Source organism: Parerythrobacter lacustris (assembly GCF_024626475.1).
Lineage (GTDB): Bacteria > Pseudomonadota > Alphaproteobacteria > Sphingomonadales > Sphingomonadaceae > Parerythrobacter_A > Parerythrobacter_A lacustris.
This window is the reverse complement of record NZ_JANKHH010000001.1, coordinates 444326-470305: the sequence shown is the minus strand read 5'-3', so window position 1 is coordinate 470305 and position 25980 is coordinate 444326. Positions and strand designations below refer to the sequence as shown.

Annotated in this window: 33 protein-coding genes; 4 read left to right on the top strand and 29 right to left on the bottom strand. The window is 67.1% G+C overall.

Annotated features, from left to right (window positions below; all coding sequences use genetic code 11):
- Positions 1-20: 20 nt before the first annotated feature.
- From NSO95_RS02430 to NSO95_RS02355, 16 genes are read right to left on the bottom strand one after another with little or no spacing between them, the layout of a single operon-like run.
- Positions 21-1154 (bottom strand): EscU/YscU/HrcU family type III secretion system export apparatus switch protein, encoded by a 1134-nt coding sequence (locus tag NSO95_RS02430; RefSeq protein WP_257594548.1) that lies wholly within the window; start codon positions 1152-1154, stop codon positions 21-23.
- Positions 1151-1933 carry a flagellar biosynthetic protein FliR gene (gene fliR, locus NSO95_RS02425; RefSeq protein WP_257594546.1) on the bottom strand — a complete coding sequence of 261 codons (783 nt, stop codon included), beginning with the start codon at positions 1931-1933 and terminating at the stop codon, positions 1151-1153. The genes NSO95_RS02430 and fliR overlap by 4 nt, the downstream gene beginning before the upstream one ends.
- Positions 1930-2205, bottom strand: a complete 276-nt coding sequence (locus tag NSO95_RS02420; RefSeq protein ID WP_257594545.1) for a flagellar biosynthetic protein FliQ — start codon at positions 2203-2205, stop codon at positions 1930-1932. Before NSO95_RS02420 ends, fliR begins: the two co-directional genes overlap by 4 nt.
- A gap of 14 nt (positions 2206-2219) precedes the next feature.
- The gene (fliP, locus tag NSO95_RS02415; protein ID WP_257594544.1) at positions 2220-3002 is read right to left on the bottom strand and encodes a flagellar type III secretion system pore protein FliP; all 783 of its coding nucleotides are present in this window, start codon (positions 3000-3002) and stop codon (positions 2220-2222) included.
- On the bottom strand, positions 2999-3277 hold the full coding sequence (locus NSO95_RS02410; RefSeq protein ID WP_257594543.1) for a flagellar biosynthetic protein FliO: 279 nt from the start codon (positions 3275-3277) through the stop codon (positions 2999-3001). Before NSO95_RS02410 ends, fliP begins: the two co-directional genes overlap by 4 nt.
- On the bottom strand, positions 3277-3546 hold the full coding sequence (fliN, locus tag NSO95_RS02405; RefSeq protein ID WP_257594542.1) for a flagellar motor switch protein FliN: 270 nt from the start codon (positions 3544-3546) through the stop codon (positions 3277-3279). The genes NSO95_RS02410 and fliN overlap by 1 nt, the downstream gene beginning before the upstream one ends.
- The gene (locus NSO95_RS15320; protein ID WP_257594541.1) at positions 3536-4450 is read right to left on the bottom strand and encodes a FliM/FliN family flagellar motor C-terminal domain-containing protein; all 915 of its coding nucleotides are present in this window, start codon (positions 4448-4450) and stop codon (positions 3536-3538) included. Before NSO95_RS15320 ends, fliN begins: the two co-directional genes overlap by 11 nt.
- Positions 4447-5034, bottom strand: coding sequence for a flagellar basal body-associated FliL family protein (locus tag NSO95_RS02395; RefSeq protein ID WP_257594540.1), 588 nt, complete (start codon positions 5032-5034; stop codon positions 4447-4449). The genes NSO95_RS15320 and NSO95_RS02395 overlap by 4 nt, the downstream gene beginning before the upstream one ends.
- A 20-nt stretch (positions 5035-5054) precedes the next feature.
- Entirely contained in the window at positions 5055-6278 is a 1224-nt protein-coding gene (locus NSO95_RS02390) for a hypothetical protein (protein ID WP_257594539.1), read from the bottom strand.
- Positions 6279-6311: 33 nt separating this feature from the next.
- Positions 6312-6728, bottom strand: coding sequence for a hypothetical protein (locus tag NSO95_RS02385; RefSeq protein ID WP_257594538.1), 417 nt, complete (start codon positions 6726-6728; stop codon positions 6312-6314).
- Complete coding sequence (locus NSO95_RS02380) at positions 6715-8064, bottom strand: FliI/YscN family ATPase (protein WP_436278016.1); 1350 nt, start codon at positions 8062-8064, stop codon at positions 6715-6717. The genes NSO95_RS02385 and NSO95_RS02380 overlap by 14 nt, the downstream gene beginning before the upstream one ends.
- Entirely contained in the window at positions 8058-8696 is a 639-nt protein-coding gene (locus tag NSO95_RS02375; RefSeq protein ID WP_257594537.1) for a FliH/SctL family protein, read from the bottom strand. Before NSO95_RS02375 ends, NSO95_RS02380 begins: the two co-directional genes overlap by 7 nt.
- Positions 8680-9684: a flagellar motor switch protein FliG gene (locus tag NSO95_RS02370; RefSeq protein WP_257594536.1), complete on the bottom strand. Its 1005-nt coding sequence runs from the start codon at positions 9682-9684 to the stop codon at positions 8680-8682. The genes NSO95_RS02375 and NSO95_RS02370 overlap by 17 nt, the downstream gene beginning before the upstream one ends.
- Entirely contained in the window at positions 9681-11318 is a 1638-nt protein-coding gene (fliF, locus tag NSO95_RS02365) for a flagellar basal-body MS-ring/collar protein FliF (protein WP_257594535.1), read from the bottom strand. Before fliF ends, NSO95_RS02370 begins: the two co-directional genes overlap by 4 nt.
- A 3-nt stretch (positions 11319-11321) precedes the next feature.
- Complete coding sequence (gene fliE, locus NSO95_RS02360; protein WP_257594534.1) at positions 11322-11693, bottom strand: flagellar hook-basal body complex protein FliE; 372 nt, start codon at positions 11691-11693, stop codon at positions 11322-11324.
- A complete protein-coding gene (locus NSO95_RS02355; protein ID WP_257594533.1) occupies positions 11690-12940 on the bottom strand; it encodes a sigma-54 interaction domain-containing protein in 1251 nt (416 codons plus the stop codon). Before NSO95_RS02355 ends, fliE begins: the two co-directional genes overlap by 4 nt.
- Positions 12941-13167: 227 nt before the next feature.
- Between NSO95_RS02355 and NSO95_RS02350 the strand changes: the two genes are divergently transcribed.
- A complete protein-coding gene (locus NSO95_RS02350) occupies positions 13168-13986 on the top strand; it encodes a flagellin N-terminal helical domain-containing protein (RefSeq protein ID WP_257594532.1) in 819 nt (272 codons plus the stop codon).
- A 554-nt stretch (positions 13987-14540) separates the two neighbouring features.
- On the opposite strand, the gene NSO95_RS02345 is transcribed toward NSO95_RS02350, so the two are convergent.
- The 13 genes from NSO95_RS02345 to flgB are packed head-to-tail and all read right to left on the bottom strand — an operon-like array spanning position 14541 to position 24099.
- Entirely contained in the window at positions 14541-15419 is an 879-nt protein-coding gene (locus tag NSO95_RS02345; RefSeq protein ID WP_257594531.1) for a flagellar motor protein MotB, read from the bottom strand.
- A complete protein-coding gene (gene motA / locus NSO95_RS02340; RefSeq protein ID WP_257594530.1) occupies positions 15420-16283 on the bottom strand; it encodes a flagellar motor stator protein MotA in 864 nt (287 codons plus the stop codon).
- 33 nt (positions 16284-16316) lie between these two features.
- A complete protein-coding gene (locus NSO95_RS02335) occupies positions 16317-17234 on the bottom strand; it encodes a flagellin N-terminal helical domain-containing protein (protein ID WP_257594529.1) in 918 nt (305 codons plus the stop codon).
- Complete coding sequence (gene flgK / locus NSO95_RS02330; protein ID WP_257594528.1) at positions 17231-18562, bottom strand: flagellar hook-associated protein FlgK; 1332 nt, start codon at positions 18560-18562, stop codon at positions 17231-17233. Before flgK ends, NSO95_RS02335 begins: the two co-directional genes overlap by 4 nt.
- Positions 18559-18825 (bottom strand): rod-binding protein, encoded by a 267-nt coding sequence (locus tag NSO95_RS02325; RefSeq protein ID WP_257594527.1) that lies wholly within the window; start codon positions 18823-18825, stop codon positions 18559-18561. The genes flgK and NSO95_RS02325 overlap by 4 nt, the downstream gene beginning before the upstream one ends.
- A 26-nt stretch (positions 18826-18851) precedes the next feature.
- Entirely contained in the window at positions 18852-19952 is a 1101-nt protein-coding gene (locus tag NSO95_RS02320; RefSeq protein WP_257594526.1) for a flagellar basal body P-ring protein FlgI, read from the bottom strand.
- 11 nt (positions 19953-19963) lie between these two features.
- On the bottom strand, positions 19964-20623 hold the full coding sequence (locus NSO95_RS02315; RefSeq protein ID WP_257594525.1) for a flagellar basal body L-ring protein FlgH: 660 nt from the start codon (positions 20621-20623) through the stop codon (positions 19964-19966).
- Between the two features lie 8 nt (positions 20624-20631).
- A complete protein-coding gene (gene flgG / locus NSO95_RS02310) occupies positions 20632-21420 on the bottom strand; it encodes a flagellar basal-body rod protein FlgG (protein WP_257594524.1) in 789 nt (262 codons plus the stop codon).
- Between the two features lie 19 nt (positions 21421-21439).
- Positions 21440-22180, bottom strand: coding sequence for a flagellar basal body rod protein FlgF (locus tag NSO95_RS02305; protein WP_257594523.1), 741 nt, complete (start codon positions 22178-22180; stop codon positions 21440-21442).
- 25 nt (positions 22181-22205) lie between these two features.
- The gene (locus NSO95_RS02300) at positions 22206-23024 is read right to left on the bottom strand and encodes a flagellar hook-basal body protein (protein WP_257594522.1); all 819 of its coding nucleotides are present in this window, start codon (positions 23022-23024) and stop codon (positions 22206-22208) included.
- A 12-nt stretch (positions 23025-23036) separates the two neighbouring features.
- Complete coding sequence (locus NSO95_RS02295; RefSeq protein WP_257594521.1) at positions 23037-23345, bottom strand: flagellar hook assembly protein FlgD; 309 nt, start codon at positions 23343-23345, stop codon at positions 23037-23039.
- A complete protein-coding gene (flgC, locus tag NSO95_RS02290) occupies positions 23345-23749 on the bottom strand; it encodes a flagellar basal body rod protein FlgC (RefSeq protein WP_257594520.1) in 405 nt (134 codons plus the stop codon). The genes NSO95_RS02295 and flgC overlap by 1 nt, the downstream gene beginning before the upstream one ends.
- Before the next feature lie 2 nt (positions 23750-23751).
- Complete coding sequence (flgB, locus tag NSO95_RS02285; RefSeq protein WP_257594519.1) at positions 23752-24099, bottom strand: flagellar basal body rod protein FlgB; 348 nt, start codon at positions 24097-24099, stop codon at positions 23752-23754.
- Between the two features lie 216 nt (positions 24100-24315).
- On the opposite strand from flgB, the gene NSO95_RS02280 reads away from it, so the two are divergent.
- Genes NSO95_RS02280 through NSO95_RS02270 form a run of 3 tightly spaced genes read left to right on the top strand, consistent with a single transcriptional unit; the run spans position 24316 to position 25961 of the window.
- A complete protein-coding gene (locus NSO95_RS02280) occupies positions 24316-24975 on the top strand; it encodes a MotA/TolQ/ExbB proton channel family protein (RefSeq protein ID WP_257594518.1) in 660 nt (219 codons plus the stop codon).
- Positions 24975-25415 (top strand): hypothetical protein, encoded by a 441-nt coding sequence (locus tag NSO95_RS02275; RefSeq protein WP_257594517.1) that lies wholly within the window; start codon positions 24975-24977, stop codon positions 25413-25415. The genes NSO95_RS02280 and NSO95_RS02275 overlap by 1 nt, the downstream gene beginning before the upstream one ends.
- 21 nt (positions 25416-25436) lie before the next feature.
- The gene (locus tag NSO95_RS02270; protein WP_257594516.1) at positions 25437-25961 is read left to right on the top strand and encodes a flagella basal body P-ring formation protein FlgA; all 525 of its coding nucleotides are present in this window, start codon (positions 25437-25439) and stop codon (positions 25959-25961) included.
- Positions 25962-25980: the final 19 nt, after the last annotated feature.

Sequence of the window (25980 nt, the reverse complement as noted above, 5' to 3'; positions counted from 1 at the left end):
ACGGCACGCGAGGCGCAGGATTAAGAGACTTGTACCCTGCCTTCGGCGTCGAAATGGAGCTCCAGCGGGACGTCGATCGTGGGGCGGGCCGGGGCTTCCCCGCGTTTGAGCGACATCACGAAGGCGAGCACGCTAGCGATGGCGGAATAGAGTTCCGCCCGGATCATCTGCTGTTCGCGGGTGGTGAAATAGACCGCTCGGGCCAGCACCGGATATTCGAGCGTCGGCACCGCCATTTCCTGCGCCAGTTCGCGCATCGCCAGCGCCTTCTCGCCGCGCCCCTTGGCCAGCACATAGGGCGCACTCGCCACTGCCGGATCGTAGGCCATGGCGACGGCAAAGTGGCTCGGGTTGGTCAGGACGAACTGCGCCTTCTGCATCGCCGGGGCGACGCTGCCGCGCGCCATGTCGCGCTGGCGCTGGCGGATCGCCGCCTTTTTCTCCGGCGCGCCTTCCTGCTCCTTGTGTTCGTCGCGCAGTTCCTGCCCGGTCATCCTGAGCTGCGAGATCCTGCGCACATACTGGATCGGCCAGTCGCCGAGCGCGATCACCAGCAGGCCGGCCGCCAGCAATCCGAGCAGTGAAGACATCGCATCCCACGCGGCGGAAAGCTGTCCGGTCAGCTCGCCGCGCCCGAGCGACAGAACCTCCATCAAATGCGCGACGCCCCAGTACCACGCGATCGCGCCGAGCAGCGCCAGCTTGACGAGGCTCTTGCCCAGCTCGATCCAGCCCTGCGCACCGAACATGCGCCTGAGCCCGGCGAAGGGATCGATCCGCGAGGCCTTGGGCATGACATTGCCGATTACCCATGCACCGCGCCCCGGCAGCAGTTGCGCCGCCAGCGTGACCGCAATCACTGCGAGGCCCAGCGTCAGGACGGGCACGAGGTTCGACCAGGCCAGATCCTGCATCATCTGTCCCGGCTCGAACCGCTCGAGCCGTTCGCGGTCGAACGACAGGCTGGACTGGGCAGCGTTTTCCAGCCGCCCGAACATCCAGCTCCCCGCCAGCTTGAGCCACAGCGCCCCTGCTCCGACCGCCGCCGCCGTGGCGACCTCGCGCGAGCGCAGGACGTTGCCTTTGCCGATCGCATCGCGCAGCCGCTTCTCGGTCGGCGCATGAGACCTCTCTCCGGCCGGCCTCTCGCTCATGGCGTGACGGCCATTCCGGCCAGCTCGATCGCTTCGAGCGACAGCGCAACAAACTGCTCGTTGAGCAGAGGCACTGCCGCGATCAGCGCAGCCAGACCGGCGAGCACGCTAGCGGGGAGGCCGAGCGCGAAGAGGTTGAGCGAGGGTGCCGAGCGGCTGATCACCCCGGTCACCAGCTGGACCAGCAACAGCGCAAGCACGATCGGCAGCGCAATCGCCACGGCGGTCGCCAGCGCCTGGGTGAAGAAGCTCGCGACCAGCCAGCCACGATCAGCCATCGCCATATCGCTGCCCGGCGGTAGCAGGGTGTAGCTTTCGACCAGCAGGCGCATCCACAGCAGGTGGCCCCCGGTGGCGAGGAACACCAGCGTCATCACGATGGTGAAGAACTGCCCGACCACCCCCGACTGGCTGCCGCTCGACGGATCGACCGCGGTGGCGATCGCCATGCCCATACCGCCGGCGATCTGCTCGCCCGCGATCAGCGGCGCGGCAAAGGAAATTTGCAACACCATGCCCAAGGTGAAGCCGATCACCGCTTCGGACAGCAGGCTGACCAGCGTCGGCAGGGCCAGCATGTCCTCGGGCAATTGCACCGGCACCCAGTTGAGCACGAAAATGCCGAGCGCCACCGCCACCACTGTGCGCACCTGCATCGGCACCAGCCGCGATCCGAAGACCGGGGCGGCAAGCATCGCTGCCCCGATCCGGACCAGCACGAAGACAAGGTGCCACAGGTGGGTTTCCCACACACCGAGGCCGAAATCGGGCAGGATCACTGTCCGGCGATTCCGGCAATCTGGGCGAATATCTCGCGCGCGAAATCCCCCACCAGCCCCAGCATGCTCGCGCCCATCAGCACGAGCACAACGGCGACGATCGCCAGCTTGGGCACGAAGGTCAGCGTCTGTTCGTTGACCGAAGTGGCGGCCTGGATCACCCCGACCAGCAGGCCGACAACCAGCGCGGCGAGCAGGATCGGCCCGGCCACCAGCGCGGTGGTCCACAGCATCCGGTCGACCAGCGCGAAGAACGAAGCGGTCTCGTCCATCTTCCAGCCCTCCGCTATCCGAAACTCATCGCGAGCGAGCCCATCAACAGCGCCCAGCCGTCGATCAGGACGAACAGCAGCAGCTTGAACGGCAGCGAGACGATGGTCGGCGACATCATCATCATGCCGAGGCTCATCAGGACGCTCGCCACCACCAGATCGATCACGAGGAACGGCAGGAACAGCATGAAGCCGATCTGGAATGCGGTCTTGAGCTCGCTGGTGACGAAAGCGGGCAGCAGGATCGAAAACGGGATCTCTTCGGCGTCGGCGAAGCTGCCCTGCCCCGCCATGTCGGCGAACATCGCCAGATCGGTCTCGCGGGTCTGGCGGATCATGAAGGTGGCGAAGGCATCGCCCGCGCGCTCGATCGCCACATCCGCCTCGACCTGCCCGGCGGCATAGGGCTCGATCGCCTGTGCATTCACCTCTTCCAGGGTCGGGGCCATGATGAACAGCGAAAGGAACAGCGACAGGCCGATCAGAACCTGGTTCGGCGGCGACTGCTGGAGCCCCAGCGCCTGGCGCAGGATCGCCAGCACAATGATGATGCGGGTGAAGCTGGTCATCATCAGCACCAGCGCGGGCAGGATCGTGAGCAGGCCCATGACCAGCAGGACCTGCAGCGACAGCGAGAGCGGTGTCCCCTCCCCGCCCGCCGCACCGTCGAGCGCGCGTTCGAGCGCGCCGCCGACACCCGCCGGCGGGGTCGCCACCGCTGCAGCCGCATGGGCGAGATCGGGCAGCAGGGCCAGCGGCAGAGCGGCGAGCGCGATCAGCAGGATACGGCGGGTCATGCACGCTCTCCGCGGGCCGGTGCCTCGGCGAGCCGGACGAGCCCGTTGCGGGTCGCCCCGACGAGAATCTCGCGGCCGTGGAACTCGACCACCGCCAGCCGCATGCCGGGGGAAAGCATGGTCGTTTCCACCAGCCGGGCCGATTTCGCCGCATTGTGCTGGCCCAGTCGCTGACCGAGCCCGGTCTGCGCCTTGCGCGCGAGCCACAGGCTGCCCCAGATCATCCCGCCGAGCAGCGGCAGCAGCAGAACCAGCTTGATCACATACCAGACCATCAGGCCGCCTCCCCCTGCCGCCGGTCGCCTGCCAGCTCGACAATGCGCAGCGCAAAGCGATCCCCTTCGGTGATAACCTCGCCCCGGGCGATCGCGGTGCCGTTGACATAGATGTCGAGCAGTTCGTCGACTTGCCGGTCGAGCGGGACCACCGCGTCGAGCCCCAGCTCGAGCACCTGCCTCAGCGGCATCCGGGTGCGGCCGAGCTCGACGCTCACGGCCACCTCGACATCGCGAATGAAGTCGAGCGCTTGCAGTTTATCCGTCATGTCCATGCCTCTTTTCCGTCCATGCAATATGCGTAAGGCGCAGCGCGAGCTGGCCATCGGTCGCGCCGATCTGGCCGCGTGCTATCTCGATGCCGCCGACCCGCAGGCGCGCCTGCCCCGAGATCGCCAGAGGAAGAACATCGCCCGGCGCCAGTCTGGCGAGGCGCGCAACCGGTGCGCGAATTTCGCCCAGAACTGCCGTCAGCGGCATGGCCACACCGGGCATCCGGTCTGCCTCGGGGCTATCGGCGTCGCCGCTTCGGGACGATCCGCCGGTGCGCCGTGCGCCATGCAGCAAGCGTGCAGCCTGTTCGGGCCGCAGGACCAGCCGCATGCCCCAGTCACCCTGCCCGTCGCGCGAGACCGTGACAGCAAGAAGGAAGAACTCGCCCGGGTCGGACGCGCTTACCAACTTGCCCAGCACATCGCAGCGTGCTGCGGGTTGCAACGGCTCACCGCGATCGAACACGCCGGCCAGGGCTTCTCCGACCAGCGGAGAGAGGCGGTCGGCGACCCGGTCGGCCGAGGCCGAGAGGCGCTCGGGCCGAACACCGGGCCGCGCGCCCGAACCACCGAACACCTGATCGGTCAGCATCAGGGCATCGGCGTAACCGAGCGAAAGAACCACCAGTTCGGTGGCGGCTTCGGCCAACAGACAATTCACCGCAACGGCATCGACCAGCTTGTGCAGTCGCGCGGCAGTGGTCCGTTCGACCTTGGCGCAGGCGACTTGAGGCCTCGCTCCGATCAGATCCGCCAGCGCATCCGCCAAAGCATGTTCAATCCGCGGCAGCGCCGCGCACAGCATTGCCCCGCTTTCGCCCGCATCCGGTGTGCGCCGGACCAGGCGCTCGCTATGCCGCGCCAGAGGCCGTTCGGCGACAAGAACACCTTCGGGCCTCACTGGACGATGAACCCCTGGAAGTGGACCGCGTCGACGCCGCCGAAACCTTCCTCTTCCTTGAGCACCCGGTTGATCGCCAGCACGAGGCGTTTCTTCAACCGTTCCTTGCCTTCGACCGAATAGACATCGTCTTCCGGCGTGTCGGCCAGTTCGATCAGGATCGCCGAGCGGATCGCGAGTTCGTGCAGCTCGAGCCACTGGATCACCCTCCCGTCATGACGGGTCGAGGCGCTCAGGCTCACTTGCAGCAAGCCGGCGGAATCCTTGAGGTTGGAGGTGAAGCTCTCTTCGAAATTGTAGTAGGCGGTGCGGTATTCGCTGCCGCCCTCGCCATGAACGATCTCGGGTGCCTCGCCCTTTCCTTCCGCTGGCGGAGCGTAGGGATCCTCTCCATCCTTCGCGACCAGCTGCGGGACATCGGGCTTGGCCTCCCCTGCATGGCCGCCCAGCAGGCCCGCCGCGACCGCACCATAAGTCCCGCCCGCGCCCGCACCCAGCAGCAGCACCATACCCACGATCAGCTTGAGCTTGCCGGACTTCGGCTTTGCTTCGGCGCTCTCGTCAGTCTTCTTGGATTTGCTCAATTTTCGTCTCCTCTGGCGGCTCAGGCGAACAGGCCGCCCGCATCGGTCCGGCGGGGCGCTGATTCCTGGTTGTCATGACGGGAAAGGGGCTCTCCCTCGGGACGCTCGCGGCGATACGGGGCCTGTCCCTGCTGACGCTGGGTCTGGGCATCGGTGGTCGGGGACTGGCCGGACCCCGGATGGTGGAACGGCGCGGCGCTATCTTGCCGTGGTCCACCACTGTCGCTGCGCGGCCCGTCCGCCATGGCGGCTTGGGCGGCGGCGACGAACCCGCTGTGCGGGCTGGACAGTGCCACCTTCAGCGCCTGACCGTTGATTTCAAACTGCATCGACACCGGCCCGAACTCGCGATGCGCAAGCTGCATTTCCGCCCGTCCAGGCCGGGCCCATTCGCGGGCCTCCGCCAATTTCTCGACCAATTGCGCGAATTCGTGACGCGGGACCGCAGGCGGATCGCCGGGCACCGGGCCTGCCTGGGGAGCAGCGGGGCCGGGCGGAGGAGTGGACGCGATGGGCTGAATGGACACCGCCGTGGTCCCGGCGGAAGCTGCGGCCGGAAGTGTCGGCGCCTGTCGGGGATCTTTCGGCTGCACCGTGGCGTCATCGGTCGCCTCCGGCTCTGGGGAAGACGGGGCAACTGCGGCCGGAACCGCTTTGGGCAGGGAGGCAGCCGAAACTGCGACGCTGCTTGCCTCGTCGGTCGGGCTCTGCCCCGGATCGCCAGATGCCATCGTGCCCGGCACAATCGCTGCTGCCGGGTCGGCGGGTGTTTGACCGGCAGGGAGCGAGGCTCCCGCCAGATCAGCGAGCAGAACCGGCAGCACGGACACCGGAGCTGTCGTTGCCGGTGGTTCGGGGGGCGGCGAGCCTTGGTCCACCGCGGCATCGGCGGAGACCGAGCCTGCGCTCGCATCGCCTGTCGAATCCCCGGCACCGTGCCGGTCGATCGTCCCTGCGTCCACCGGGGCGGACGCCTTCGCATTATTCGGCGCAATCGGACCGGCCGACATGGGCGGCAACCCGTTGCCGCTTGTGACCGGCAAGAGCTTGCCGCCGGGCGGTGGCTCGTTGCCCTCTCCCGTTGTTCCGGTGAGGGATTCCGCCCCTGCCTCACCCGCCGCGGTGCCGCCCAGCGCGAGCGAAAACAGGTTGGGCAAGGCATCGCTTACGGCGAGAGCAGCCGTCGCACCGGAAGGCGCGAGGGGTAGCCCGGAGATCGCAGGGCTGGTCGAAATCGGGCTCACCTTGCTGCACCCCTTGTGGTTCGGCTGGACATGTCAGCGGCTCTTCAAGTTTCGTGCCAGACCGGTCACTTCGCGGACCTCGACGATGGTGGCGATCCGGGATTGCTGCGCCGCGACCTGCTCGCCGACCAGGTCGTGACGCCGCTCGGCCTGGCGCAGCGTGACCAGCGCATCTTGCGCTTCGCGCTCGGCCTTGCGCGATTCCTCGGCGGTTGCGCTGCAGATCCGCTGCACCCCGCCGGCGAAAGTGACTTGGCGGGCGAAGTCGTCGCCGCTCATCGCCAAACGCCATGCGCCGATGCCGCTCGCGACCGCAGTGCTGCGCAGATGGAGCGCTTCCAGTTTGCGATGGACCGCCTGCGCCTCGGCGGCTTGCGTAGCGGCACATAGACGCTCGACCTTCTGCAGCCGCGCTAGGCGTTCGAGCAGCTCGAGCTTACGGCGCGGCATCGGTTGTCTCCATGATCCCGGCCATCGTCGCGACGCTTTCGCCCAATGAAATCCGGTCGAACTGTTCCTGTGACAGAAAGGCCTCGATCGGCCCCTGCAGGGCGAGCGCGCGGTCGAGCAGCGGATCGCTTCCGGCGCGATAGGCCCCCATCATCAGCAGGTCGCGGTTACTCTCGTGCGCGGCAATCAGCGCGCGCAAAGCATCGGCGTTGCGGCGATGGTCCGGATCGACCAGATCGGCCATTACCCGGCTGAGCGATGCGGGCATATCGAATGCCGGGTAGCGGCCGCGCCGGGCGATTTCGCGGCTGAGCACAATATGCCCGTCGAGGATTGCGCGCGCCGTATCGACCACCGGGTCTGTCTGGTCATCACCGTCCGCCAGCACCGAGTAGATCCCGGTGATCGATCCGCCGCTGCGGTGCGAATTCCCGGCACGCTCGATCAGCTTTGTCAGCACCGCCAGCGATGAAGGGGGGTAGCCGCGCCATGCGCCGGTTTCACCCAGCGACAGCGCCAGCTCGCGCGCGGCGTGCGCCACGCGGGTGAGGCTATCGAGCACCAGCAGCACGCGCTTGCCCTGCGCCCGGTAATATTCGGCCAGCGAGGTGGCGAACTGCGCGCCGCGCAGCCGCAGGTTTGCCGCGTGGTCGGAGGGAACCGCGACAAGGACGGTCCGGCGGCGGCGCTCCCCGCGCATATGCCGACCGATGAAATCGGAAACCTCGCGCGCACGCTCGCCGATCAGGCCGACGACGACGATGTCGCATTCCGATCCTCGCAGCACCATGTCGAGCAGGGTCGACTTGCCCACGCCCGATCCGGCGATGATTCCGACCCGCTGGCCGACCCCGAGCGTTGCCAGCGCATTGATCGCGCGGATGCCGCAGTCGAATGGCTCGATCACCGACGCCCGGTCGAGCGTCATTTCGCGCACCCCGTCCAGCGGCCATTCCTGGCTTGCCTTCAGCGGCGCGAGACCGTCGATCGGTCGCCCCAGCGCATCGACCGCGCGGCCGAGGAAATCTTCACCGACCCGCACGATGCCCGGATGGCCTTCGGCTCGGACCAGTGCGCCCGGTTGCAGGCGCACCGTGTCGCCCAGCAACATCATCAGGCTCAATCCTCCGCGAAATCCGATCACTTCGGCCGCCGGAGCCTCATGACCCGGCGCTGCTTCCGCCCGGCACAGGGTCCCGATCGGCGCATCGAGCCCCGAGACGCCGATCAGCCCGCCGTCGCAGCTGACGATCCGGCCGAGACGCCTGGGCGCGAAATCGAGCGCGCTCGCCGCGCTGCGCATCCGCGCCAGCTCCCCTTCGAGCAGGCTCAGCACAGTCCGAGCGCCTCATGCAGAGCCGCGCGCCATTCCGCCGGCCCGTCGCGCACCGCCCCTTCGGCGGTATCGAACTGGAGGGTGCCGCGCTCGAGCCGCGCATCGGCCTCGATCGGCCAGCGGGCAGCGAAGTCTTCATCGAGCAGCGGTATATCGTCGGGATGCAAGCGCAGGCAGGTTGCTTCGATTCCCTCGCGCAGCAGCGCGGCTGCAGCAAGGCCGCGCGCCCGCAAGGCCGACCGGTCGATTGCGAGCGGCGCGATTGTATGTTCGCACAGGGCGGCGACCGTCTCGGCAATGCGGAGACCGAGTTCCTCCTGCAGATTGTCGTCGAGCCGCTGGAGCGACAGCTTCAGGGCCGCCCTTGCCGCTCCCTCGTTCGCCATTTCCGCCAACGCCGCTTGTCTGCCGCGCGCTTCCGCGTCGGCCAAGGCGTCGGCAGTGACGGCGTCGATGGGATCGGGAGCGGCAGGGGTCGCGGCGGTAGCGCTCCGCTGTCCAAAATGGGCGAGCGGGCGAAATGTCTGATCGTCCGCAATCCGTGCGAACCATGCACCCGTTGCCGGAGCAGGCGAGCGGGATGCGTCCAGCGCAGCGGTACCGCCGAAAAGCGATTCAAACGAACTCGCCATCGTCCGCTCCGAGACTGATTTCGCCATCGTCCGCCAGGCGGCGCGCGATGGCGATGATCGCCGTTTGGGCCCGCACGACATCTTCCCGCTTCACACGGCCGCGCATTTCGATTTCGTCGCGCACCCCGTCCGCCGCGCGGCTGGACATGGCGGCGAAGAACGGCTCGCGCTGCTCTTCCTCGAGCCCCTTCATCGCATCGACCAGAACCTCGTTCTCGACATCGCGCAGCAGGCGCCCCATCGCCATGGCATCGAGAGCGAACAGCATCTCGAAGGTGAACATCTCCGCTTCGATCGCCTTGGCGAGCGCGGCGTCCCTGCCTGCGATCGCCGGCATGACCGTCGCCCCGACCGGGCGAGCAGAGAGGTTGATCAGCTCGGCAGCCTCGCGCGCGCCGCCCAGCTCGATCGCGGCGCGGCCGAACTTGCGGGATATCCGTTCGGTCAGAACTTCTTCGAGCAACTCAAGGGCCAGTCCGGACACCTGCCGCATCCGCGCGATCCGTTCGACGAGATCGGGTTGCAGTGCTGGTGGCAGCAGCGAGAGAAGTTCCGCCGCGGGTTCGGCCTCCAGCAGCAACAGCAGAACGGCGATGGCCTGGGGGTGCTCGCCCTCGACCAGCCCGACCAGCACCGAGGGCGCGAGCCAGCGCGCAATCTCCAGCGAGCGCGCCCGCTCCTCGGTGCCGATACGCTGCATCATCGATTCGGCCTTCACCTCGCCCAGCGCGCGGTTCATCCGCTCGCGCAGCTGCGCCGGGCGGTCTTGCGCCGGGAGGGTCCTGTCGTCTGCCAGCCGGACGAAGCCTTCGATCGCACCCGCGATCCGCTCCGGACCGACATCGCCCAGCGCGACCATCTTCTGGCCGATCAGCTGCAATTCTTCCGGCTCCAGACGCCCGAGAAGGTCGACCGCCTCCTCGTCGTCCATCAGCATCAGAATGACAGCCGCGCGATCGGCGTTGCAGAGCTGGGCGGAGGCAGTCATGCGCCGCGCCCTTCGGCCGGAGTAGCCAGCATCCGCTTCAATGCCACCACGGCACGCTCGGGCTGTTCGGCCGCAAGGCGGCGGGCAAGGTCGACCTGCTCGCCCAGATCGGTCTGCTGAGCCGAGACGGGCGTTGCACCGGCTGCGGCCTGTTCGTCGGCTTCGGCTATGGGCTCGCCATTGCTGTTGTCCGCATCCTCATCGGTCGCACGCTCCCGGCGCAGCGCCTTGAGGATCGGACGGACCCCGAGCAGCAGGGCGAGGAGGACCGCCAGCAGCCCCGAACCATAGCGGATCGCCATGTCGAACCAGCCGGTCTGGTAGAACGGCGTCTCCTCTTCCTTTACCGGGTCGAATGCGCCGGCGATGACCGTCACCTTGTCGCCGCGCTCGAGGCTCGCTCCGACAGCCGATTCGACCAGTTCGCGCACCTGGGCCGCAGTGGCGGGCTTGATCGCCTGAACGGCCTTGGCGCTGAGCACGACGGCCACCGTAATGCGCCGCACACCGCCCGGCCGGGTCGACGAGACCGCGACCTCGCGGCCAACCTCATAAACGCGCTGGGCGCTTTCCTGACCCGACTGCGGATTGGCGGAGTCGTTCGGCTGGCCACCTTGCGGCGCGCCCTGTTCGAGCGTCGCACCCGGCGGCGGCGTGTTACTGGTCGCGCCGGGGATGCCGCCTGCCAGCGTCTCCCCGCCCTGGCTCGACGAGCTCTGGCTTTCGGACCGGACCACACCGCTGTCATCATAGCTTTCGCGTGCGCTGGTCACCTCGGCCATGTCGAGTTCGACCTGCACCTGGCTGGAGAAGTTCTCTGCCCCGACCAGCGGGGTGAGCAATTGCGACACCTGCAATTGCAGCTTGTCTTCGAACGCCCGCTGCAGTTCCAGATGATCGCCTGCTCCGCCTCCCGTCTGAGAAAGCAACCGGCCGTGCTGGTCCGCCACCCGCACATCGGCGACCGAGAGGCCGGGCACCGAGCCGGCGACGAGGTTGACGATCGCAGCGACCTGGTCGGGAGACAGGCTGCGTCCGCGCGCGAGCCGCAGCATCACCGATGCGCTCGGGGCGACATTCTCCCGCACGAAGACCGATCGTTCGGGCGAAGCGAGATGGACCCGCGCGCTCTCGACGCTGTCGATTTCCTCGATCGTCCGCACCAGTTCCTGCTCGCGCACATTGCGCAGGCGTTCCCCTTCAAGGGTCCGGCTCGAACCCAAGGGGATGGAATCGAGCAGTTCGATCGAATTGTCCGGGCTCACCAGCCCGCCGTCCGCCGCGACCACCATGCGCGCGCGGTAGAGTTCGTCTTCGGGCACCGACAGCATGCCCGTTGCCGGGTCGATCTCGAACGCGATCCCGGCGGTTTCCAGCGAGCTGACCACCGCAGCGCGTTCGCCATCCGAAAGGGTCGTGTAGAGCACGCGTTGCGGCTCGCTCGCCAGCGCGAGGTAGAGCACGGCTGCGCCCGCCAGCAGGCCGACCCCCGCAAGCGCGGGCAGTGCGCGCCGGATCGCAGGCTGCGCGGCCAGGCCCTGCAAGCGCGAACCGAAACTGTCGCCCATATCGGACAGGGACAGGCGGTCGCCTCCATCGAGCCGCGACGGGGCAAGGGCGGTGGACTCGGCCATCTATCAGACCCCCATCCGCATGATTTCCTGATACGCGCTGAGCAGCTTGTTGCGCACCTGCAGGGTTGCCTCGAAGGCGACGCTCGATTCCTGCCGCGCCAGCATCACCTGCGCGACATCGGTCACTTCGCCGCGTTCGTAAGCGGCGGTGATGTCGGCCGATTTCGCCTGGACCTGGTTCACTTGTTCGAGCGTCGAGCGCAGCGTATCGGCAAAGCCGCCACCGGCGGGCGCGGAGGCGGTCTGTCCGGCGGCGTCGGTCGCCCCGGCCTCGCGCAGGCCGCGCAGGGCGTCGGACTGCTGCAGCACCTGTTGGCGCAGTGCGAGCACCTGCTGCAAGGCTCCGGCACTGCCGGCGGGCGGGATCACGCTCATCGCGCACCTCCTGCGGCCAGCATGCCGGACTCGCGCATCGAGGCGAGACGGTAGCGCAGCGTGCGTTCGGATATCCCGAGCGATCGCGCCGTCGCCAGCCGATTACCGTCATGCCGGTCGAGCGTATCCAGGATCGCCCTCGCCTCGGAATGGCGGGCGATGGCATGCAGCTTGCCGTCGCCGATCGCGGCGGGGGCTTCACCCTGCTCGACGGTGGCCACGGGGCGGTCGAAAACGATATGTTCGGCCTCGATCCGCTCCGCCGTACCGGCCAGCACCAGCGCGCGGCGGATCACATTCTCCAGTTCGCGCACATTGCCCGGCCAGCTGTGCCCTTCGAGCGCGGACAGCGCGTCCGCCACGATCCAGCGCGGACCTTGCTTCATCTCCGCGTGGCGCAGCAGCATGGCGAAGGCGAGCGGGGCGATATCGTCGCGCCGTTCGCGCAAGGCATCGAGCCGGAGCGGAAAGACCGCGAGGCGATAATATAGATCTTCCCGGAAGCGGCCTGCAGCCACTTCGTCGGGCAGGCTGCGGTTGGTGCAGGCAATCACCCGCACATCCACCTTGACCGGCTGGGTCGCGCCCAGGGGCACGACCTCGCCCTCCTGCAAGGCGCGCAGAAGCTTGGCTTGCAGCGCCAGCGGCATCTCGCCCAGTTCGTCGAGCAACAGGGTGCCGCCGTGCGCTGCGCGAAAGAAGCCTTCGGCCGCCTCGCTGGCACCGGTAAAGGCACCCTTGCGGTGGCCGAACAGCATCGCTTCGAGCATGGCCTCGGGCATGGCGGCGCAATTGACCGCTACGAACGGAGCCTCGGCCCGTCCGCTCGCCCGATGGAGGAACCGGGCGAGAACTTCCTTGCCCGTCCCGGTCGGTCCTTCGACCAGCACCGGAATATTGCTCTGCGCCACGCGGGCGGCAAGGGTGAGCATGGCGAGCGTGCCGGTATCGGCGGCAACCGGCATGCCATTGTGCGCGCAGGCAGCAACCAGCGCGGCCCGGGCGGCTGTTTCGTCGCTCTTAGCGTAGCACAGGAGATACCGGCCATCGGCTTGTCGCCCGATCGATCCGCATTCGGCGCGGCGCAATGCGATCGCCCGTCCTCCACGAGGGGAAGGCGGTCCGGCCCCGGCATCCACCAGGGCGATCTCGCTGTCATCCGGCCAGTTGGCGAGCATGGCCCCGGCGTATTCCACCAATCCGGAATGTTTTTTCCGTGCCGCATCGGTGCTGTTTGCCCGTACCATCGGATGACCCCCGTAAACCATGTTTCAAGGGGGAAATGGCCCACGAGCGGCCAAGGAAGGCTAAAGTTAATACCGGGTAGAAGTACCTATCTTCCGGCCACTTGCCTCGCTTTCATTGCCCTTAAACCCGCGATCCTCTGGCCGCTCTTTGGGGTGTCAACCGGCATGGTCCATTGCCCAGGCCGGCAGCGACACAGACCAGTCTGAATTCAACCAGGAGACCCATCATGGCCGTTATCAATACCAACATCAGCGCCCTGCGCGCTTCCAATGCTTCGAGCATGGCCGATCGCATGCAGGCCGTCGCCATGGAACGCCTGTCGACCGGCAAGCGCATCAACGGCGCCAAGGACGACGCCGCAGGCCTCGCCATCTCGACCACCATGACCGCCGACATCCGTGCGATGAAACAGGGCGTGCGCAACGCCAACGACGGCATCGCGCTGGCGCAGACGGCGGAAGGCGCGCTCGACGAGGTCAGCAACATGCTGCAGCGCGTGCGTGAACTGGCGGTCCAGTCGAAGACGGAGACCTACTCGGCTTCCGACCGCGGCTACATGGATGCCGAAGTGGACGAGCTGCAGGCGCAGATCAGCGACATTCTCGCCAACACCGAGTTCAACGGCGTGACGCTGTTCAGCACCACGGCGGGCACCGACGTCACCGTGACCATCGCGACCGACGCGACCAACACGGTCGATCTCACCAGTGTCGGTATCGACGGCACGAACCTGACCGCCACGGCACTCGACGTCACTTCCACCACGGCAGCGGCGACCACCATCACCAATGTCGACAATGCGCTCGACGACATCAGCGCCACCCGCGCCACGCTGGGTGCCGGCCAGAACCGGCTCGAATCGGCGATCAACAACCTGACCACCAATTCGACCAACCTCAGCGATGCACGTTCGCGGATCGTCGACACCGACTACTCGGCCGAAACGACCGCGCTCGCCAAGGCGCAGATCCTGAGCCAGGCATCGACCGCGATGCTGGCACAGGCCAACCAGAGCCAGCAGAACGTTCTCTCGTTGCTGCGCTGATCCCTCTGAACAGCGGGGAGCGCGTGGCGCTTCCCGAGGNGGGGGGGGGGCGCGCAACTGGGCGGGTCCGGCCAAGGGCGCAAAGTCACGGCATCGCTGCCGATTTGATCGACGCTCGCGAGATAAGTCGCCGTGCTCGCCCAAAGCCACTCGGCACCGGGAGGAAGAATCGGCAATGCAGCCCTTGGTGCGGCGACCCGTGCCTCGATCCCTTGCCCACTCGCTTTGCCGGATTTCGCTATGATCGCGACAATGGCGCACGCTCGGCTGCCCGGCAAATCAGTCGATGCAATAAGCGAAGTCCGGACCCAATCTCTTTGGAAGAGCGAGATGGCCGCGCACGCTATGCGAATCGCACGATGCGGAGGCATGTCCGTTCGCGCCTAGATCTGCGCCGCGCAAATGGAACTGCATCGTGTTGGTTCGGTGCCGGATATCCACTCGGCCTCAGGGCGGCGTCGACGTATCCTGCGCGTTTGAAGCGAACGTGCTGCCCTGCTTCTGACGGAGGGGCGCCGGAAGGCTACAGTAGGGCAGGGCCGCGCAGCGGCGCCCTAACCCAGCAGCAGGATCGAGATCCGCCGGTTGCGCGGATCGGACGGATCGTCACGCACCAGCAGTTCGCGGTCGGCGACGCCCTCGATCCGGTCGAAGCGCTGTTCCGCGATGGCGTTGCGCAGCAATTCCTGCCGGGTGGCTTCGGCACGACCGGTCGAGAGCGACCAGTTGTTGGCTCTTGGGCCCCCGCCTTCACCGCCGCGCCATGGCAGCGCATCGGTATGGCCGCGCACGATGAGCTGACCTTCCTGCTCTGCCAGAGTGCCCGCGATGATTGCCAGCAGCTCGCGCGCCTCGGGCACCAGCACGGTGCTCGACAGGTGGAACATGGAGAAATCGGCATCGTCGACCAGATCGATCCTGACGCCCTCGGGCGTGCGCATGACCCGCACCTGGCTTGTGAGACGCCTCAACCGCGCGGCGGCTTCGAGCTTCTGTTCGATCCGCTGTGCGATTTCTGCCCGACGCTTTTCCCGCTCTTCGACCCCGCCTTCGAGCGGACCGCCCTTGGCCCCGCGCGGGATCGTGATCGCCCGGGTTCCGGTCTGTCCCGCAGCATGCGGATAATTGTCCACATCGGTCAGCGACGAGCCGCCCAGCAGGCCTTCCGCCGACCCTGCCGATTCTTCGCGCGTATGCACGAGGGTGGGCGTGAAGTAGTCGGCCAGCCCCTTGCGCTGGTCTTCCGTCGTTGCACCCAGCAACCACAGCAGGAGGAAGAACGCCATCATTGCGGTCACGAAGTCGGCATAGGCCACCTTCCACGCCCCACCATGGTGCCCCCCGGCCTCGATAGTGATCTTCTTCACGATGATCGGCGCGACCGGCGGAAGTGTCTCTTCATCCGCAGCGAGCAGGGGCGCAGCGCTGGCCACTTACTTGCCCCGCAGCGTATCGAGCAGCTCGGTGAGCGAGGGTCGATGCGCGGGCGGCAAGCCCGAACGCGCACTCTCCACCACCAGCGGCTGCGGATAGCCGCGCAAGGAGGCGATGATCACTTGCTTCACCGAATGGAGTATCTGCGCATCGTGCGTATTGACCTGCTTGAGCCTTCCCGCGAGCGGCCCGACGATGCCATAGGCGAGCAGCACGCCGAGAAAGGTCCCGACCAGCGCAGAGCCGATCATTCCGCCGAGCACCGAGGGGGGCTCGTCGATCGACCCCATGGTTTTCACCACCCCGAGCACGGCGGCGACAATGCCCAACGCAGGGAGCGCGTCGGCGAGTTGTTGCAAGGCATGCGCGGGCTCGTCCAGTTCGTGCAGGCGGGTCTTGATCGTGTTGTCCATCACGTCCTCTACCGCATGGGTATCGAGCGAGCCGGAGGAGACGACGATCAGCGTCAGCGTGTCGGCAATCAGGTCGGTCAGGCCCTTGTCTGCCAGCAGGTTGGGATACTCGGCGAAGACTGCGGAATCTTGTGGATTGGTGACATGGGCTTCCATCGCCACCGGACCCTCTGTCTTGAGCATCTTCATCAGCCGGCTGGTCAGCGCGATGGCATCGACATGGTCCTGGTCCGAATAGCGCGGGCCCTTGAACACCTTCTTCAGCCCGCCGCCGAGCAGCTTGAGCTCGTGCATTGAATTGCCCGTCACCGTTGCCCCGATGGCAGCGCCGCCGATGATCAGCATCTCATGCGGCACGGCCTCCATCACCGGCCCCAGCGCACCGCCGGTCAGCGCGAAGCCGCCGAACACCATAACCAGCAGGATGACGATACCGATGATTGCGAACATTTTGGGCTTTCCGATCGATGAGCGGTTGGCGGATCAGATCCGCTCGAAAAGGGAGAGGCTGGCGACGCGCGCAAAGCTGGCCTGACTCGCTTCCAGCACGGTCAGCACCTGCTGCAGGCGGGCGATGGCGCTGGTCAGATCGACACCGCCTGCATCGGCCATCTGCTGGTTGCGCACGAGCGACTGGTCGATCTGGCGGTCCTGCACCACCTCCAGCCAGGCCGAGCGCGCACCGGAGACAGTCTGTGCGCGGGTGACCGAGCCGAGTGCGTCGTCGAGCCGGGCCAGCGCATCCTGCGCCGCCTGCGACGGGTCGGCCGCTCCGCCGCGCAAAGCCGAGGCCAGCGCTGCGAGGGAGCCGAAGACATCGGCGGGCGCGCCGCCGGATGTGAATTCGAATATGTCCGGCCCGGCAAAGCCGCGGGTTATGCTCTGGCCCTGCCCGAGATCGATCTCACCGGGCGATGCGGTTCCGGCATAGGTGACGGTTCCGGCCGCATCCTTCTGATAAGCGACGGTTCCCGAAGTACCGCCAAACAGCGGACGCCCGCCGCTGTCGAGCGCATTGGCGGTGGCGAAGATGCGTTCGCGCAATTGTTCGAGCTCGGTCGCGATCGCCGCGTGTTCTGTCGCCCCGGTGGTCTCGCTGCTCGCCCAGAGCGTCAGCTCGCGCGCACGGATGAGATCGTCCGCCACCGATTGCAAGGCGTTGGTAGTGAGTTGCAGATCCTCATCGACCCGCCGCGCCTTGCCGGCATCGATGCTGCCCAGCGCCTCGTGCCGCGCAAGTGCGCGCAGGCGAGAGGCCGCAACCGGATCGTCGGACGAGCGCGCGATCCGCTCTCCGGTAGAAACCTGCCGTTGCAGGCTCTCCGCCTCGGCGCGCAGGCCGCCCATGAACAGCTGCGAGCGGCCATAGAAGGCCTGAGTCGAATTGCCGGTCGTGATCATCGCCCGATCCCCAGAATGGTGTCGAAGATATCCGCCGCCGCCTGGATCACCCGACCATTGGCTTGAAACGCCTGCTGGTAGCGCAGCAGTTCGGTCGCCTCGCGGTCGAGGTCGACCCCGGTCTCGGCGCTGAGCGCGACCCCGGCGGAGTCGGCGATCGTGCGCAGGGCATCGCGGGTGATGGTGCGCGATCCGATCGCGCTTGAGAGGTTGAACAGCAGCGTGTCCGCGCTGGACGCAGGGCCGTTGACCGCCAGCGCATCGCGCAGGGCTTGGAGATTGCCGATATTGCGGCTGTCTACACCGGAGCCTGCGGGCGCCGTTGCGATTTGGTTGCCGCCAGTCAGCGCCAGCGCGATATCCGACGCGCCGCTGCCGGAGAAGAACGGTTGCCCCTGTGTCCCGTCGGGCGCGATGCCATTGGCCTGCGCGGTATTGGCGAGATTGATCACTTGCGCTGTGAGGCCATCCAGCTGGGTGCGCAGCTCGGCGATCCCGCGCAGCGCCTGCGACGCGCCGAGCAGGCTGCCCGCGTCGAGTTCCACCGCCGTGCCGCCGACGGTAAAGCCCAGCGTGCCATCGGGATTGGCGGCAACGGCCAGCGCGAAGCTGTCGACCCCCGTCACCAGCGGCTGACCGTCGAGGCTCACTGCGGCACGGCCCATCGCATCGAGCTGGGTCCTCACACCCGCCAGCTGTGCCATATCGCGCAGCAGCGCATCGCGCTGGTCGAACAGTGCCGCCATATTGCTGCTGCCGGGCCGCGCGCGGGCGATCCCGGCGTTGGTGCGCGCGAGTTCCCCCGATAGCAGGTTGAGCTGTTCGACCCCCGCATCGGCATTGAAGCGCAAATCCGCCTCAGCGATGTCGAGCCCGTTGCCTGCAATCCGGAAGGTCTGCGCCAGCCGGTCGCCCCCCTCGACCACCGCGCTGCGCAGCGCGCCGTCGAGCGGGTCGGCCGCAAGCCGCGAGAGGCTGGCTTCGAAATCGACGATGGCGGTGTAGATCCCCGCCTGTTCGATCGAAGTTTCGGCATTGGTCAGCCCGGCGAGTTCGGCGTCCGCGCGGGCAACATCGCCCGATGTCCGCCGCGCCTCGTTGTGCAGGAACAGCGAATCCGATCGCAGCACGCGGTCGGGGCGCACGCCGGACAGGCCGACGTCCTGCTGCATGGTGATACCGCCCTTGGCCGCCACTTCCGCCATCGACAGCGTGCGCCGCGCGTAGTCGGGATTGCCGGCATTGGCGATGTTCTGCGCGGTGAGATCGAGCGCGGCGCGCGCCGCCATCGCCCCGCTCTTGCCGATCAGCAGGAGGTTGGCGCTCATGGCGTATCTCCCACGAAAGCGGCGAGTTGCCGCTCGATCGCTTCGGCGAGGCCGAACATGCCCTGTTGCGAGGCGATGTCGGCGAAGCGTTCGTCGCGCATGGCTTCGAATTGTTCGAGGCCCGGGCCGCCGAGCAATGGCTCGCCGCCGAAATCGGTCGCGCGCGCGCTGGCGAGCAGCTGGCGCAGGAAGATCGCCTCGAACGCCTGCGCCGCGCTGCGCAATTGCTCGCGCGGATCGGCGGCCTGGGCAGCGAGGCTCAAGGGCCCTGCAGAGGCGGAAATCGCGGTCACAGGATCACCATCTCGGCCTGCAGCGCACCCGCCTGCTTGAGGGCTTCGAGGATGACCACCAGGTCCCCCGCACCGACCCCGAGCATGTTGAGCGCATCGACCACTTCGGACAGGTTCGCCCCGCCCGGCATCAGCGCGACGCGATCTTCGGCCTGTTCGATTGTGATGGTGGTGGATTGCTCCACTGCGGTCTGTCCGCGGCTCAGCGGCGCTGGCTGGATCACGACCGGGGATTCTTCGATCCGCACCACCAGCCGTCCGTGGCTGATCGCCGCGGGCGCGAGCCGCACCGCGGAATTGATCACCACCGTGCCGGTCCGCGCATTGACGATCACCCGGGCGGGGGTTTCGGCGGGGCGGACCTCGATCATCTCGATCCCGGCGATCATCTCGGCCCGCAGATCGCTGCCGAAGGGCATGACGATGGCCAGCGTGACCCCGTCGATCACCCGCGCGGAGCCGGGATAGCGCGCGTTGATCGCGTCGCGCACCCGCGAAGCGGTCTGGAAATCGGCGTTGTGAAGGTTGAAGCGCAGTTCCTGTTCGCTGTCGAACCCGGTCGCGACCGCCAGTTCGACCGTCGCCCCGTCGGCGATCCGGCCCACGGTCGGCACATTGACCGTCACCTTCGATCCGTCCCGCCCCGACACGCCAAGCCCGCCGACCGCGAGGTTACCCTGCGCCATGCCGTAGATCTTGCCGTCCGCGCCATAGAGCGGCGCGAGCACCAGCGATCCGCCACGCAGCGATTTGGCGCGGCCGATGGTCGAAACCGTCACGTCGATCGTCTGGCCCGGCTTGGCGAAGGCGGGCAGTTCGGCGGTGATGATGACCGCGGCGGCGTTCTTCAGCCCCGGCGAGACGCCCGGCGGCAGTGTCAGGCCCAGCCGGCCCGACACCCCGCGCATCGCTTGCGTCACATATTCGAAATTGTCGTCCCCCGTGCCGTCGAGCCCGACCACGATTCCGTATCCGGTGAGCTGGTTCGGGCGCACGCCGTCGAAGCTGCCGAGATCGCGAATGCGCTCGGCATGGGCGGGCACCGCCGCCAGCAGCGCCAGCAGGGCGAGAGTGAGAAACGAGATTATCCGGCGCATCGCATCGCTCCTCAAAACGGGCTTACCATGTTGAAGAAGCGGCTCAGCCAGCCCGGTCGGCTGGCCTGCTGGATCGCGCCCTTCCCGCCATAGATGATCTGCGCATCGGCGATCCGGCTGGAGATGACGCGGTTGTCCACGTCGACATCGGCCAGCCGCAAGATGCCGGAGAACTGCACCCATTCATCGCCCTGGCTCAGTTGCATCTGCCGTTCTCCGACCACGCGCGCGGTTCCGTTGGGGCGCACTTCCGCAATCGTCACCGCGATCGTGCCGTTGAGCGTGCTGCGCTGGTTCGCACTGCCCTGCCCCTTGAACGACGATTGTGCCTCGGCATTAAGGGCGTCGGGGTTGAGGAACGACAGCGGACCGGCGCTCGGCGGAGTCAACCCGGCCGATCCGTCGCGCGCGGTGTTGGCGCTGGCGGACTTGCCTGCGTTGAGGTTCTCGACCAGCAGCACCGTCACCACATCGCCCACGCGGCGCGCGCGGGTGCCCTCGTGCAGCGCGGCATAGCCCTGCGCGACCTGCAAGATCGCTCCGTTGCGCGGTGCGAATTCGGGCGGCGCAGGGGGCAGGGCGGCGGCGAAGCCGGTGGCCGGCTTGCCGCCTTCGAGGCCGCAACCGGAGAGGGCGAGCAACGCCAGCGGAGCGAGGAGAGCGCGTTTCATGATGTCTCTCACAGCGTCTGGTTGGCGTTGCGCAGCATCTCGTCGACCGCGCTGACCATCTTGGAATTGATCTCGTAGGCGCGCTGCGCCTCGATCATCTCGACCAGCTCCTCCACCACATTGACATTGGACGCCTCCAGCATGCCCTGGCGGATCTGGCCGCGGCCATTCTGCCCGGCGACGCCGGTGTCGGCCGCGCCGCTGGCGGCGGTTTCGAGCAGCAGATTGTCGCCCGTGGCCTGAAGGCCGGCCGGATTGACGAAGCTTGCGATGTTGATCTGGCCGAGTTCTGCTGGTGCCGCATCGCCGTCGATGATCGCAGTGACCGTGCCGTCCGGCCCGACCGCGATCGACTGCGCTCCGGCGGGCACCTGGATCGCTGGTTGCAGGGCATAGCCCTGCGCGGTGACCAGCGTACCCTCGGCGGACAGGGTGAAGTTCCCGGCCCGGGTATAGGCGGTCTGCCCGCCCGGCAGTTCGACCTGGAAGAAGCCGTTGCCGTCAAGCGCGAGGTCGAGCGAATTGCCGGTGGTGGTCAGCGTCCCCTGCGTATCGATCCGCGTGGTGCCCTGCACCGAGACCCCGGTGCCGAGGTTGAGGCCGATGGCATAGGCGGTCTCGCCGGTCGAGCGTTGCCCGGCCACCCGCGCGTCGTCGTAGGACAGCGTCTCGAAATTGGCGCGGTCGCGCTTGAAGCCGGTGGTACCGATATTGGCGAGGTTGTGCGCGATCACCCGCATACGGGTATCCTGCGCTTCGAGCCCGGTGCGGGCGACGTGAAGGGCTGAAGTGGGCATGGGTCGGGTCCTTTTTCGGTTATCCGAGCGACATCAGGCTGGCGCTCGACTGGTCGAGCTTCTCAGCGGTGGAGATGAGCTTTGCGCGCTGTTCGAAGCTGCGCTGCGCTTCGATCATGTCGACCAGCGTGCCGCTCGCATCGACATTGCTGCCTTCGAGCGCGCCGCTGGTGATTTCTGCGGTCGGATCGGCGGGCAACACCCCGCCGCCTTGCACCCGCAGCTGGTTGTCGAGCCCCTTGACCACCGCGCTTCCGGCGGGGCTGGCGAGCTTGATCCGCCCGACTTCGGTCGGCGGCGCATCGGGCGCGGCGGGATCGGCGGCGTAGACATTACCGTCGCTGCCGAGAATGACCTCCCAACCGGGCGGCACGGCGACCGGGCCGTTCAGCCCCATCGCCTGCAGATTTTCGCCGTTGACCAACCGCCCTGCGGAATCGATCGAAAAGTCGCCCCGGCGCGAATAGACCTCCTCGCCGTTTTCGCCTTGGAAGGCGATCAGCGCTTCGCCCGCCACGGCTATGTCGAGCGCGCGCCCGGTCTGCACCATGGTGCCCGCACCGAGATCGACCCCGCGGACCGCCCCTTGTGCATAGCCGCGCACGTCGAGCGCTCCGCCCGGCAGGTGTGTCGGCACGGTGGCAAAAGTCTCGGCGCGGAAGCCGGGTGTGCTGGCGTTGGCAAGATTGCTGGCGATGGCGCGCTGGCGCGTCATTGCGGCATCCATGCCGGTCAGCGCGGTGTAGATCATCCGGTCCATAGCGGGCCTCCCTCAGTCGTGCCGGTCAGCTGCGCAGGTTGATGATGGTCTGCGAGAACTGGGTGGCGGTATCGATCGCCTTGGCGTTGGCCTGGAAATTACGCTGCGCGGTGATCAGCCCGACCATTTCTTCCGCCAGATCGACGTTCGAACGCTCGAGCGCGCCTGCCAGCAACTGCCCATTGCGGCCGTTGCCCGGCAGTTCGTAGGTCGCGCTGCCGGAATATCCGGTCGCTTCCCAGTTGGTCGAACCCACCGGCCGCAGCCCGGTCGGCGCAACGAATGTCGCCAGCGCCACCCGGCCGATCGCCTGGGTGCTCCCGTCGGCATAAGCGGCGTTGATCAGCCCGTTCTTCTCGATGGTGATACTGGCGAGTTCCGAACCGGCACCGTTGGTGGTCGGGACCACGGCATCGACCGTGGTCCCGGCATTGACCACCGCCCCGCTCGCATCGACCGCGAACATCTGCAGGTTCTTGGCCGCGAAATCTGTGACGTTGCCGACCGAGTCGATCTGGAAGCTGCCGTTGCGGGTGTAGAGCACCTGGCCGTTTTCCGGGTTGCGGGTGGTGAAGAAGCCGTCGCCGTCGATCGCGATGTCGAGGCTGCGCCCGGTCTGTTCGATCGAGCCCAGGCTGAAGTTCTGGTTGATCCCCGCCACCGTCGCGCCGATGCCCTGCGTCATCCGCGGGTTTGCGGCCGATCCGTTGGCGACGATATCGGCGAATTCGACATTGCTTTTCTTGAAGCCGGTGGTTTCGGCATTGGCGATGTTGTGCGCGATGGTGCTGAGATCGGTCTGCGAATTCTTGAGGCCGTTCAGCGAAGTGTAAAAGGATGTCATCGGGCTTGCTCCTCAGGTAGTGGGCTGGGCGGATTTCTGGGCCGCGATCAGCGCGTCGAGCTTGGCCGAGATGTCGGCCAGCGTCTGGTTGGTTTCGGTGCTGCCGGCGAGCGCGGTGAACTGCGCCATCTGCGCCAGCATGTCCTTGTTATCGACCGGCTCCAGCGGGTCCTGCTGCTGCAACTGGGCGAGCATCAGGCGCAGAAAATCGCCCTGGTCGAGCGCGCCCATGCCCCCTCGCGAGGTGGCCCGCGCGGCGGTGCCCGGCGCGTTCAGCGCCTGCAGATTGGCGGCGAGGCCACCGGTGGATTCTACGGCCATCACTTGCTCCTGATCGTGTCCAGCATCAGCTGCTTTGCGGTGTTCATCGCCTCGACCAGATTCTGGTACTGGCGGGCGCTCTCCATGATCTCGACCATCTCGGTGTTCTCATCGACGCCGCTTTCCCACACGTCGCCGTTTTCGTCGGCAAGCGGGTGGTCGGGATCGTGACGGCGCACGGCGGCGGTCTCCGCCTGGCGGACTTCGGCAACGCGCACCGAGGAAAGGCCGCTCGCGCTGTCCAGTTCCTGCGCGAAGACCGGGCGTAGCGGGCGATAGGCTTCGGCTTCGCTGCTCGCGACCGTGCCGGAGTTGGCGAGGTTGCTGGCGGCGGCGTTCATCCGCACCATCTGCGCGGACATGCCGCGCTGGACGACTTCGAACAGATTGACCGGAGCGCCCATCGCTATTCTCCCTTGAGCGCACGGGTCACGGTCTGCACCCGCGAGGCGACGAAACTGAGCGTGGCGGAATAGGCAACCGCGTTTTGCGCGAAGGCGAGCTGTTCGTTCGCCAGCTCGACCGTGTTGCCGTCGAGACTGGCCATGGTCGGCACGCGGTAGCGGGTGGCAAGCTCGACCGCCTCGCCCTGCTGCGCCCCGCCCAGCCGGGCGGCGAGCGCCGCGTTGAAATCGATATCGCGCGCCCGGTAGCCCGGCGTTGCGGCATTGGCGATGTTGGAGGTGAGCAACCCCATACGCTGCGAGCGCAATTCCAGCGCCGCGCCATGGATGCCGAACAGTCTTTCGCTCATGGGCCTCGTCCTTAAAGCTCGGACGGGTCTGCCGTCCTGTGCCCATGGCGTTCAGCAAGCAGCGTGCCAGTTTGGTCTTCCAGGGCGGAAGCAGGCGGCGCGGACGCTTCGGGTGGCAAGCAGTTGCCGCAGGCCTGCAAATCCTCGCCGCTGATCCCTTGCCGCTGAAAATCCCGCCGCCGGGGTCGTTCTGGGCAGCGAAGAAGGAGCTTGGCGATGGATCTCGGATCACTGTGGGATGGCACCGGCGCGGCAATCGTGCTGGGCGGCACGCTGGCTGCAACCGTGCTCGGTAGTGGCTGGCGCGAACTCACCGCCGCAGCCATATCGATCGCCAATCTGTTCACCCCCCGGTTCAACTTCCGAAAGGTCCGCGCGGAGATCGCCGGATGCGTCGAGGACATGCGCCACGATGGCATCCTGCGCGGCCAGACCTGCCGCACCTCGGACAGCGAGATCGCCCGGGTCACCGCCGCGCTGGTGCATTCCCGCTCGCTGAAGGCGCTGCTGGAGGAACATGAACACTGCCGCGCCGAACGGGTCCAGCAACGCGAGGCTGCCATGCGCCCGATCTGGCTCGCGACCGAACTTGCCCCGGTGTTCGGCATGGCAGGAACCCTGTTCGCCTTGACCCAGATGCGGATGGACGATGCATCCACGGTGCAGCTGGTCTCGAGCGTGGCGATGGCCATTCTCACCACGCTCTACGGCTTGCTGCTCGCCAACCTCGTCCTGTCGCCGCTCGCACGGTTGATCGAGCGACGCCAAGAAGAAGAGGAAGAGGAGCGGCAACGGCTGATCGACTGGCTCGCCGGGCAACTGGCCGAATCGTGTCCGCCACCGCGAGCAGACCCTCTGCTGGAGCGCGTGGCGTGATGCCCGCTGGCCCTGGCTCGCACGGCTGGCTGGTCTCGCTGGCCGATTTGTCGCTGATCCTGTTTATCGTCACCAGCGGTGCGATAGCTTCCAGCCCGATCCAGAAATCGCTGGAGCCGATCGATCTGGCTGATCTGCCGGCATTGGGCGTGGCGTCGGAGATCTACGTCGACGGCCCGGGAGCGCCGTCGCTATCCACCTTCCTCTCCCGCCACTCGCCAGCCGCCGGAGAGCAGCTGACGATCACCGGTGTATTCGGGCCCGGCGAGCGTCAGACGATTGCACGACGGATGGAAGCGCTGGAAGCGGAAGCAATTGCGAAAGGGACAGAACCGCGGGTGATCCTGCAGCCCGGTTCGCAAGCTGGTGTCTATGTCGCCTTCGCCCACGATGCCGATCCGCAAATGGCACAAGATTTGCGTAAGAAAGGCAAGCCTTGAACCCTCGAAGGAGCTTGTCCCATGATCGGCCGCCCATCCGTACTGGTCGCTTGCACGCTAATCGCAGCGGCCGCCCCCGCACTCTCGCAGAGCACCGACTTCGCCGACCCCGCCACCCTCGATGCCGAAGTCGCAGCGTTCACCGGTGCTGCCGTCGGGACCCCCGGCGGAGCGCGCGAGCCGGTCGATCGACGACTGCGCCTTGCCCGCTGCACCGCGCCGCTCCAGCTGGCCTGGCTTGGCCGGGCGGCAGATATGGTGCAGGTCGCCTGCCCGACAGGAACCGGTTGGCGCATTTTCATACCGGTCAATTCCGGTCGCGGCGCGGCGGCTCCCTCGTCGGCTGGCCAAGGCCAAATCGTGGTCGAGAAGGGACAGGTCCTCACCATCGTCGTTGCGGGTCGCGGATTCTCGGTCAGCCAACAGGGAGAGGCGTTGGAGGACGGCGCGATCGGCGCTTGGATCCGCATCCGCCCCGAAGGCAATCGGGAACCCGTGCGCGCCCGTATCGAAACCCCCCAGAGAGCGGTCATTCCGCTCGGCTGAGAGCGATCTGGCTGCAAGT